General features: G+C 76.0%; 9 protein-coding genes. 7 read left to right on the top strand and 2 right to left on the bottom strand.

The window, feature by feature from the left end:
* The 4 genes from ABZ885_RS28735 to ABZ885_RS28720 form a co-directional block, all read left to right on the top strand.
* On the top strand, nt 1-403 hold a 403-nt coding region (locus ABZ885_RS28735), incomplete at its 5' end, for a DUF6401 family natural product biosynthesis protein (protein WP_360194662.1).
* 109 nt (nt 404-512) lie between these two features.
* Nucleotides 513-1,322: an alpha/beta hydrolase gene (locus tag ABZ885_RS28730; protein ID WP_360194660.1), complete on the top strand. Its 810-nt coding sequence runs from the start codon at nt 513-515 to the stop codon at nt 1,320-1,322.
* 81 nt (nt 1,323-1,403) lie between these two features.
* Nucleotides 1,404-1,838, top strand: coding sequence for a hypothetical protein (locus tag ABZ885_RS28725; protein WP_360194658.1), 435 nt, complete (start codon nt 1,404-1,406; stop codon nt 1,836-1,838).
* A gap of 79 nt (nt 1,839-1,917) precedes the next feature.
* A complete protein-coding gene (locus ABZ885_RS28720; protein ID WP_360194655.1) occupies nt 1,918-2,541 on the top strand; it encodes a hypothetical protein in 624 nt (207 codons plus the stop codon).
* A gap of 20 nt (nt 2,542-2,561) precedes the next feature.
* On the opposite strand, the gene ABZ885_RS28715 is transcribed toward ABZ885_RS28720, so the two are convergent.
* Nucleotides 2,562-3,731 (bottom strand): NAD(P) transhydrogenase subunit alpha, encoded by a 1,170-nt coding sequence (locus ABZ885_RS28715; protein WP_360194652.1) that lies wholly within the window; start codon nt 3,729-3,731, stop codon nt 2,562-2,564.
* A 165-nt stretch (nt 3,732-3,896) separates the two neighbouring features.
* Here ABZ885_RS28715 and ABZ885_RS28710 point away from each other — a divergent pair, with 165 nt between their 5' ends.
* Nucleotides 3,897-7,580: a hydantoinase B/oxoprolinase family protein gene (locus ABZ885_RS28710; RefSeq protein ID WP_360194649.1), complete on the top strand. Its 3,684-nt coding sequence runs from the start codon at nt 3,897-3,899 to the stop codon at nt 7,578-7,580.
* A 25-nt stretch (nt 7,581-7,605) separates the two neighbouring features.
* Here the strand turns inward: ABZ885_RS28710 and ABZ885_RS28705 are convergent, their stop codons facing one another.
* Nucleotides 7,606-8,643 carry a DUF5937 family protein gene (locus tag ABZ885_RS28705; RefSeq protein WP_360194646.1) on the bottom strand — a complete coding sequence of 346 codons (1,038 nt, stop codon included), beginning with the start codon at nt 8,641-8,643 and terminating at the stop codon, nt 7,606-7,608.
* Nucleotides 8,644-8,710: 67 nt separating this feature from the next.
* Here ABZ885_RS28705 and ABZ885_RS28700 point away from each other — a divergent pair, with 67 nt between their 5' ends.
* Nucleotides 8,711-9,991 (top strand): MFS transporter, encoded by a 1,281-nt coding sequence (locus tag ABZ885_RS28700; RefSeq protein WP_360194643.1) that lies wholly within the window; start codon nt 8,711-8,713, stop codon nt 9,989-9,991.
* A gap of 107 nt (nt 9,992-10,098) precedes the next feature.
* On the top strand, nt 10,099-10,419 hold a 321-nt coding region (locus ABZ885_RS28695), incomplete at its 3' end, for a TetR/AcrR family transcriptional regulator (protein ID WP_360194664.1).

The raw sequence follows: 10,419 nt of genomic DNA, 5'->3' as shown, positions 1-10,419 counted from the left end.
CTCAGACCGGGCGGCCCGGACCGGGGGCCGGCTCGCCTACCGTGGACGGATGTCCGCCACGCCCGACGAGTCGCACCGGCTCCTCCCCGACCAGCCGGCCGGCTGCCCACTGCCCGGGATCGTCGCCGCCTTCACGCCGCGGCTCGCCGAGTTCGCCGTCGCGCCCGGCTTCGTCGCCGCGGTCGACCAGCACGCCGCGCAGATCCGCGAGCTGCTGCACGCGCAGGGTCCGGAACTGCCGCCCCGGCCGCTGGACCGGGCGGATCTGTCGGCCTACGCGCTCGGCCTCCTGGACGCGCTCGCCGAGTCCGGCCGGCTGGAGCCGGTGGGCTACGACTACGCCGTGCACCGGCTGACCGCCGTCTGCTGGCTCGCCCGCGAACAGGGCCTGCTCGGCCCCTAGGCCCGTCTTCATGAAGACGGGCCCTTGGACGCACGGCCGCCCGGCGCCCGACGGGGTGCGCGTACAGTGGCGGTCCACGGAACGGACGGCGGGGCGGGACGGTGCACGGGTGAGCGGGAACGACGCGTCGGGCGCGGTGAGAACGCGCTGCCAGGGCGGCACGGGCGGGCACCGCGCGCTGGTCTGGCGCGAGCTGCCGGAGCAGCCGGCCGCCGCGGTGCTGGTCCTGCACGGCGGTCAGGAGCACGGCCTCTCCCGGCCCGGCCCGGTCAACCTGCCCGGCCTGCGGATGACCGGATTCGTCCGGGCGCTGCGCCGCGAGACCGCGGGCGCGGGCGTGGCGATCGGCACCGTCCGCTACCGCCACCGCGGCTGGAACGGCGAGCGCGCCGACGCCGCCCGGGACACCCTCGCCGCGCTCGGTGACCTCGCCGAGGAGCTGGGGCACGTGCCGACCCTTCTGGTCGGCCACTCGATGGGCGGCCGGGCGGCGCTGCGCTCGGCCGGCCACCCGAACGTCACCGGCGTGATCGCCCTGGCCCCGTGGTGCCCGCCGGAGGACCCCTGCGAGCAGCTGGCCGGGCGCAACGTGCTGATGCTGCACGGCGACCGGGACAAGGTGACCCCGCCCGCCGAGACCGTCGGCTTCGCCGGGCGCGGCCGGGCGGCCGGCGCCCGGGTCTGCGGCTACACCGTGACCGGCAGCGGCCATGCGCTGCTCCAGCGGATCGGCGACTGGCACCGCGCCACCGCCCGTCTCGGCGCCGGCCTGCTCGGGCTGCGCGAGCTGCCCGCCGAGGTCACCGCCGCCCTGGCCCTGCCCCCGGGCTCCCCCGACGCCCTCACCCTCCCGCTGCCCGCCCACCCCCGGACCGCACCCCACCGCCCCGCCGCCCCGGCCCTGCCGACGGACGCCTGACGCCTGACGCCGGCGGCGGCGTGCCGCGGGCAGCGTACGTACGCCGCAACCGGGCGGTGCCGTCGACGCGTCGGAACGACCATGACCTTACGCATGGAGAGCCTGCCGGTCCGGCGGGGCCCGGCGGTGCTGCGCGGGCTGGCCGTCACCGGTGTGGTCGGCCTCGGCTTCGCGGCCGCCGCCGGCACATACCTGCTCACCTGGGCGGCACGGGCCTACTGCGACGCCGGGTTCGAGCCGGCCGGCCGCTTCGAGATGAACATGCTGGCGCTGCCGCTCACCGGCGCGTCCGTGCTGCTGGCGGTGGTGTCCTGGGCGGGTGCCCGGGCGGCCACCCGTCGGATGGCGATCGGCTGGCGGGGAGCGCTCCCGGCGTCCGTCGTGGTCGGATCGCTGCTGCTGCTCGGGTGGGCGTACTTCGCCGTGGTGGGAACGATGGACAGTTACCACGGGGACTCGGGGCTCTGCCCCGCGAGCAACATCCCGCCGTGGTGGCCGTCGTTCCTGCCCGCCTGAGGGATGCCTCAGGGCTGCCGGGGGCGGGGGCCGGGGTGACACTGGTCGGGGGCCGGCCGACGAGGACGGGAGCCGACGGATGCCTGCCGACGCGCACCGCGCCCACCGTGCGCTGATCACCGAACTGGCCGGTCTGGTCCGGCTCGCGCACACCGCCCTGCGGGGTGCGACGGACACCCTGACCCGCCCCGCCGAGGAGGCCGCCGCAGGGGTGCGGACCGCCGAGAAGGCGCTGGCCGAGCTGCGGGCCCGGATCGAGGAGGACGCGGCCGGCACGCTCGCCGGGCCCGCCGGGGTCGTCGCCGGCGTGCACGTCGGCACCGAGGTGGAGGCCCTGGGACAGCTCGCCGAGCGGCTGCTGGAGGTGGCCTGGTCGCGGCAGGAGCGGGACCGGGTCGACGAACGGCTGCGGGCCCCGCTGTCCGGGATCGCCGACACGGCGCTGCAGCTGGTCGCGGAGGCGGCCGGGGTGCTGGAGTCGGGCGCGCCCGAGGGCGTCGCGGACGTCCTGGCGCGACTGCACGAGCTCGGCGCGCGCCAGCGGCTGCTGTACGAGCTGCTGGTCCGCGAACCGGCGCCGGCCGACCCGGTCGACACCGCCGACCTGGTGGTGCTCGCCTGCTGCTACCAGCGGTGCGCCGCGCACGCGGGATCGATCGCCCGGCACGCCGGGCTGTTCTCCCGGGCCGGCGCCGCGGTCTGAGACCGGCCCTCGGACACGCCTCACGGCAGGCCCGCCGCCGCGGTGGCCGCCTGCAGCAGCAGCCGGGTGGGCTCGTGCCGCACCGTCCCGCGGTGGGTGACCACCATCGGGTGCAGCACCGGATCGGCCGGGTCGACGACCGGCGAGCCGTCGCGCAGCAGGCGGGCGAGCAGCGCCAGCACGTTGTGGGCGTAGGCCTCGGAGGCGGTGCCGGGCACCTGCGCCGCGAGGTCCCCGGCGCCGATCACCGTCACCCCGTCGCCGACCAGGGTCGTGGTGTCCGGCAGTGCGCCCTCGATGGTGCCGCCCTCCGGGCCGGCGGAAAGGTCCACCAGCACCGAGCCCGGCCGCATCGCCGCCACCGCGGCGGTGCTCAGCAGCACGGGCGGCCGCCGGCCGGGCAGCGCGAGTGCGGTCACGACCAGATCGTGGTGGACGACGGCCGCGGCCGTCCCGGCCGACCAGGCGGCGCGGTCCTGGTCCAGGCTCTCCCACAGCTCCCGGTCGCCCGCCACCGGGCGCAGCCCCGGGAGGTCCAGCAGGCCGACGCCGAGGGCGGCCACCGCCGCCCGTCCGGGGCGGCGCAGCTCGACCGCCTGCACCTGCGCCCCCAGCCGGCGGGCCGTGTCGGCGGCCTGGAGTCCCGCGTGGCCGGCGCCGACCACCAGCACCCGGACGGCTTCGAACAGCGCCCCGGCCGAGCCCCACGGCGGCAGACAGCGGTCCAGCCGGACCGCCGCGAGCAGCACCGCGCGGTAGCCGGCGATCCGGGCCTGGGAGGCCTCGGCGTCCAGCGGGTGACCGGCCGAGGGACCGGGCGGCACCAGGTCGAGGCCGACGGCCGTGACCCCGTGGTCGGCCCACTGGCGTACCCGGTGGGGGATGCGGCGCGGGTGCAGCATCGCGACCAGCACCTGTCCGCCGTGCAGCGCGTGCGCCGGGTCGACGGCCGGCGGGTGGACGCCGAGCAGGACGTCCGCGCGGCGGAGCAGCTCGGCCCGCCCGGCCACGGTGGCACCGGCGGCGCGGTAGTCCTGGTCGTGGTGCCCGGCCTGGGCACCGGCGCCCGCCTCGACCACGACCGCCGTCCCGAGCCGGGCGACCGCGGGCACCAGGCCGGGCACCAGGGCGACCCGGCGCTCACCCGGCACGGTCTCCCGGAGCACCCCCACCGTCGTGGCCGCCGTCACCGCGTCACCGCCTTTCCGGCCCCGGTGCGCCCCTTCGGGCGCTCGCGGGTGGCCCGCCCGCCCATTATGTCGCGTTTGCACCGCTCGACCGCCCGGCCGGATACTCGTGCACGGGGCGCCGCGGGGCGGCCGGCCCGCCGCGCGGCACGGCGGAGGGAGCCGGGCATGACGGGAACGCCGGGCGGGACGGGCACGCCGGGAACCACGGGCGGGCCGCGCGGTTGGCGGTTCTGGGTGGACCGGGGCGGGACCTTCACCGACGTCGTCGCGCTGGCCCCGGACGGGCGGTTGCTGACGCACAAACTGCTCTCGCACGACCCGGCCCGCTACCGCGATCCGGCCGTCGCCGGCGTCCGGGCCCTGCTGCCGCCCGGAGAGCCGGTCGAGTCCGTCCGGATGGGCACCACGGTGGCCACCAACGCCCTGTTGGAGCGCACCGGCGAGCCCACCGCACTGGTCGTCACCCGCGGATTCGCCGACGCGCTGCGGATCGGCTACCAGAACCGCCCGCAGATCTTCGCCCGCGAGATCGTGCTGCCCGAGCCGCTCTGCGCCCGGGTGATCGAGGTGGACGAGCGGACCGCCGCCGACGGCACCGAGCTGCGCCCGCCCGATCTCGGCCTGCTGGCCGGCGAGTTGAACCGCTGCCTCGCGGACGGCATCCGGTCCGTCGCGGTGCTCTGCCTGCACAGCTACCTGCACCCGGCGCACGAGCAGGCGATCGGCCGGCTCGCCGAGGAGCTCGGCTTCACCCAGGTGTCGCTGTCCAGCGAGGTGAGCCCGCTGATGAAGCTGGTGCCGCGCGGCGACACCGCCGTGGCGGACGCCTATCTCTCCCCCGGTCTCCGGCGCTACGTGCGGGAGGTGGCGGCGGAGTTGGCCGGGGTCCGGCTGATGTTCATGCAGTCCAACGGCGGGCTGGCCGAGGCCGGGCACTTCCGCGGCAAGGACGCCGTCCTGTCCGGCCCGGCCGGCGGCATCGTCGGCATGGTCCGGATGTCCCGGCTGGCAGGCTTCGACCGGGTGATCGGCTTCGACATGGGCGGCACGTCCACCGATGTGTCGCACTACGCGGGTGCGTTCGAGCGGGTGGTGACCACCCAGGTCGCCGGGGTGCGGTTGCGGGCGCCGATGCTGGCGATCCACACGGTCGCGGCCGGCGGCGGCTCGGTGCTGCGCTTCGACGGCTCCCGGTTCCGGGTCGGGCCCGACTCGGCGGGCGCCACCCCCGGCCCCGCGTGCTACCGGGGCGGCGGCCCGCTGACCGTCACCGACGCCAACCTGCTGCTCGGCCGGATCCAGGCCCGGCACTTCCCGCAGGTCTTCGGGCCGGACGGCGACCAGCCGCTCGACGAGGAACCGACCCGGCAGCAGTTCTCCGAACTGGCGGGGAAGATCGCCACCGCCACCGGTTCGCCGTGCTCGCCCGAGCAGGCCGCCGAGGGCTTCCTGAAGGTCGCGGTGGGCAACATCGCCAACGCCGTCAAGCGGATCTCGGTCCAGAAGGGCCACGACGTCACCCGGTACGCGCTCACCACGTTCGGCGGCGCGGGCGGCCAGCACGCCTGCGCGGTGGCCGCGGCCCTGGGCATCCGGACCGTGCTCGTCCCGCCGATGGCCGGGGTGCTGTCCGCCCTCGGCATCGGCCTCGCCGACACCACCGTGCTGCGCGAACACGCCGCCGAACTCCCGCTGGCGGCGGAGTCGATGGCGGACGTGCGCACGCTCGCCGGCCGGCTGGCCGCGGAGGCCACCGCCGAACTGCTCGACCAGGGCACCGCGCCGGAGCGGATCCGGCTGGCGCACCGGGCCCGGCTGCGGTACGAGGGCACCGACACCACGCTCGATGTGACGCTGGGCGAACCGGCCGACATGGCCGCCGCGTTCGAGGAGCGGCACCGGACCACCTACTCCTTCCTGCTGGACCGCCCGGTCGTGGTCGAGGCCCTCGTCGTGGAGGCCACCGGCCTCACCGAGCAGCCCGAACTGGGCACCCTCCCGGCGCCGCCTGGCGGGACGGATGAAGAGACCGGCGCGGACGGGATGGCAGGGGCGGACGGGAAGGCCGGCGCGGACCGGCCGATCGGGTCGTCCGCGCCGGCCACCGTGCAGCTGTACACCGGCGGCTCCTGGCGCCAGGTGCCGCTGCTGGAACGGGAGTCGATGCGCCCGGACGACACCGTCAACGGACCGGCCGTGGTCGCCGAGGCCAACGCCACCACCGTGGTGGACGACGGCTGGCGGGCCACCCTGACACCGGCCGGCCACCTGCTGGTCGAGCAGGTCAGGACCCACGCCGAGGCCGCCGTCCCGACCCGGGCCGACCCCGTCCTGCTGGAGGTCTTCAACAACCTCTTCATGGCGATCGCCCAACAGATGGGCGCCCGGCTGGAGTCCACCTCCCAGTCGGTCAACATCAAGGAACGGCTGGACTTCTCCTGCGCGCTCTTCGACCCGGACGGCAATCTGGTCGCCAACGCCCCGCACATCCCGGTCCACCTGGGCTCGATGGGCACCACCGTCAAGGAGGTGATCCGCCGCCGCGGCCCCGCCATGCGCCCCGGCGACACCTTCGCCGTCAACGACCCGTTCCACGGCGGCACCCACCTGCCGGACCTCACCGTGGTGACCCCGGTCTTCGCCCCCGGCGGCCGGACCGTGCTGTTCTTCGTCGCGTCCCGCGGGCACCACGCCGAGATCGGCGGCATCACCCCGGGCTCCATGCCGGCCGCCAGCCGCGAGATCCACGAGGAGGGCGTGCTCTTCGACGACTGGCCGCTGGTCACCGACGGCAGGCTCCGCGAGGCCGAGACGCTGCGGCTGCTCGCCGAGGCCCCCTACCCGTCCCGCGACCCGGCCACCAACCTCGCCGACCTGCGCGCCCAGATCGCCGCCAACCACAAGGGCGTCGCCGAGGTCAACGCGATGATCGACCACTTCGGCCTCGACGTCGTGCAGGCCTACATGCGCCACGTCCAGGACAACGCCGAGCAGGCGGTGCGCCGGGCGATCGACGGACTGTCCGACGGCGCGTACCGCTACGAGACCGACTCGGGGGCCGTGATAGCCGTCGAGGTCCGCGTCGACCGCGAACGCCGCACCGCCACCATCGACTTCACCGGCACCTCGCCCCAGCTCGACAGCAACCTCAACGCCCCCTCCGCCGTCGTCACCGCGGCGGTGCTGTACGTCTTCCGCACCCTGGTGGCCGACGACATCCCGCTCAACGACGGCTGCCTGCGCCCGCTGGAGATCGTCGTCCCGCCCGGGTCGATGCTGGCCCCGCAGTACCCCGCCGCCGTCGCCGCCGGCAACGTCGAGACCTCGCAGGCCATCACCGGCGCCCTCTACGCCGCCCTGGGCGTCCAGGCCGAGGGCTCCGGCACGATGAACAACCTCAGCTTCGGCAACGAGCACCACCAGTACTACGAGACCATCGCCTCGGGCTCCGGCGCCGGCCCGGGCTTCGACGGCGCCGACGTCGTCCAGACCCACATGACCAACTCCCGGCTCACCGACCCGGAAGTCCTCGAATGGCGCCTGCCGGTCCTGGTCGAGGAGTTCGCCGTCCGCCCCGGCAGCGGCGGCGCGGGCCGCTGGCACGGCGGCGACGGCGCGCTGCGGCGGCTCCGGTTCCGCGAACCGATGACGCTCAGCCTGCTCACCGCCCACCGCCGGGTGCCGCCGTACGGCCTGGCCGGCGGCTCGCCCGGCGGGCTCGGCAGCAACCGGATCCTCCGCCGCGACGGCACCGTCGAACCGCTGCCCGGCTGCGCCAACGCCGAGGTCGGGGCCGGCGACGCCCTGGAGATCCGCACGCCCGGCGGGGGCGGCTACGGCAGCCCGTAGGTGTCGCGCACGGCGGCCGGCGTCCTCACGAGGAGGCCGCCGCGAGCAGCACCTCGGCGGCCTCGGTCCGGGCGTAGAGGACGTACCGGCCGGCGCGGTGCGCGTCGAGCAGCCCGGCCTCGCGCAGCGCGCCGAGGTGCTGGGAGACTCCGCCGGCCGTGATCCCGGTGCGGCGGGCGAGCTCGGCGGTGGACGCCGGGCCGTCCAGCTCGGCGAGCAGCAGCGCGCGGGTCCGGCCGAGGACCGCCGCCAGCGCGCGCGACGGCTCGCGCCGGCGGTGCTCCCAGAGCGTGGCGACCCCGCGCGGCGGGTACCGCAAGGTCGGCTGCCACCCCGGGCCGGTCACCGAGAACACCCGGGGCCAGACGAACACCGAGGGCACCAGCAGCAGCCCCTGCCCGCCCAGGCGCCGCCCGCCACGGGCGTACCAGTGCCTGACGCGGAGCGTCCCCTCCTCCCAGCTGACCTGGGACGCGAGGTCGTTGAGCAGCTCCTGGGCGCCCCCTCGGGCCAGCAGCCGGGCCCGGTGCAGCACGTCGCCCTCCAGCAGCGCCCGCAGCCGGGGCCAGTACGGCGCGAGCGCGAGCTCCCAGAACGCCTCCACGGTGTCGGCGAGCGCGGCCAGTTCGCGGACCGGGTCCGCCTGCAGGGCGGCGACCCGGTCCGAGGACGGCGCGCGGGGGCCGTGCAGCGCGGCGCGGACCAGTCCGGGCGCGGTGGCGCGCAGTCCGTCGAGTTCGAGCGCGAGGTCGGGCACCGAGGTGGTCGGCGGCGGCGCGACGAAGACCGGGATGGTGCGGGGCGGCGCCGGCACGAGGTCGGCGAGCAGACCCCAGTCGAGTCGCGCGGTGGCCAGCCGCTCCCGCACGGGACCGCTCCACGGCAGGTGCAGCGGGTGCTCGGCGGGCCGTTTGAGGACGCGGACGGCGGCGACCACCTCCCAGAGCGGGGAGATGGCGAACCGGGTGCGGGCCATGTCCCGGGTGGTGAACTCCAGGTCCAGCATCGGGGTCTCACGCTCCGGGATCGGCGGTCGGGGCGGGGTCGCTGCCGCGGACGGCACGGGCGTGAATTTAGCTGACACCGAATCCGTGGCCGCCTCCGGGGCGGGCGGGCCAGGGTCTGTCCCCATGACGACCACCACCCCTCCCGCGGGCCCGCCGCAGGCCGCACCGACCCCCGACCGCGACGCCACCCCCGACCCGGCCCACCGGCTCCTGCTCGCGGCGACCGCCGTCAGCAAGGCCGGCACCGCCGTCGGCACCCTGGCCCTGCCGCTGACCGCCGTGCTCGCCCTGCACAGCCCGGCCTGGCAGATCGGACTGCTCGCCGCGCTGAGCACCGCCGCCTTCCTGCTGATCGGCCTGCCGGCCGGGGCCTGGGTGGACCGGCTCCGCAAACGGCCCGTCATGATCGCGGCCGACCTGGCCCGCGCGGCGCTGTTCGGCTCCGTCCCGGCCGCCTGGGCGCTCGGCTGCCTGACCTTCGCCCAGCTCTGCACGGTGACACTGCTGGCCGGTGCCGCCACCGTCTTCTTCGACCTCGCGGCGCTGAGCCACCTGCCGGCCCTGGTCGGGCGTTCCGCTCTCACCCGGGCCAACGCCCACCTGGTCACCGTGGACGCCGTGGCCCAGACCGGCGGGCGCAGCGCCGGCGGGCTCCTGGTGTCCCTGCTCACCGCCCCGGTGGCGGTGCTGGTGGACGCCGCGAGCTACCTCGGCTCGGCCTGGCTGCTGTGGCGCATCCGCCGTCCGGAGCCGGCACCCCAGCCCGCACCGCCCGGTGGCCGGCGGCTGGCCGACGAGATCCGGGCCGGGCTGCGCTTCGTCCTCGGCCATCCGGTGCTGCGCCCGATCGCGCTCGCCGGCGCCTGCACCAACCTCTCCCTCCAGCTGTGCCAGACCATGCTGCCGCTGCTGTTCGCGCGCACGCTGGGGCTGCCGGACGTGGCGACCGGGCTCTTCCTCGCCGTCGGCGGCGTCGGCATCCTCCTCGGTTCCCTGCTCGCCCGTCCGCTGGCACGCCGGCTGGGCGCGGGCCGGCTGCTCTGGCTGATGGGTCTGGCGGTGGCCCCGACCGGGGCCCTGGTGGCCCTGGCCGACCGCGGTCCGGCACTCTGGTGCGCGGCCGGGGGGTGGCTGGTGACCACCGTCAAGGTGGGCATCGACAACGTGATCAAGGTCAGCTTCCGTCAGCACGTCACCCCCGACCACCTGCTCGGCCGGATGAACGCCACCATGCGCGTCCTCCTCACCGGTGCACTCACCGTCGGCGGTTTGCTGGCCGGCCTGCTGGGCTCCGTCTTCTCGGAGCGGGCCGCCCTCTGGGTGGGCGCGGCCGGTCTGGCCCTGGTCTGGCTGCCGGTCTACCGCTCCCCCCTGCGCACGGCCCGTGCCCTGCCCGGCACCTGACAGGCACCCCGGGCCAACTTTGCGACGGACGTAACTTTACCCAGGGGCACCGGAGGCCGTCAAGCATAAATTTGCTACGGGTGTAAGATTGCTCCATGACTACCGAGATGGGGCTCCGCGAGTCCAAGAAGCAGGAGACCCGGCAGCTGATCTCCGACTGCGCCACCCGGCTCTTCATCGAGCAGGGCTTCGAGCAGACCACCATCGCCGAGATCGCGACCGCGGCCCGCGTCGCCAAGAAGACGGTCACCAACTACTTCCCGCGCAAGGAGGACCTGGCGCTCGACCACCACGAGCTGTTCACCCAGGGCCTGGCCCGCACCGTGACCGAGCACTCCCCCGAGGAGACTCCGCTCACCGCCCTGGAGAAGGCGTTCCGCAGCACGCTGGCGGAGCACAGCCCGGTGGTCGGGTTCACCGGCCCGCAG

Origin of the sequence: Kitasatospora sp. NPDC047058, assembly GCF_040643935.1 — a bacterium.
Taxonomy (GTDB): Bacteria; Actinomycetota; Actinomycetes; order Streptomycetales; family Streptomycetaceae; genus Kitasatospora.
Note: the sequence above shows the minus strand (reverse complement) of the source record. Positions and strands in the feature narration are given on the sequence as shown.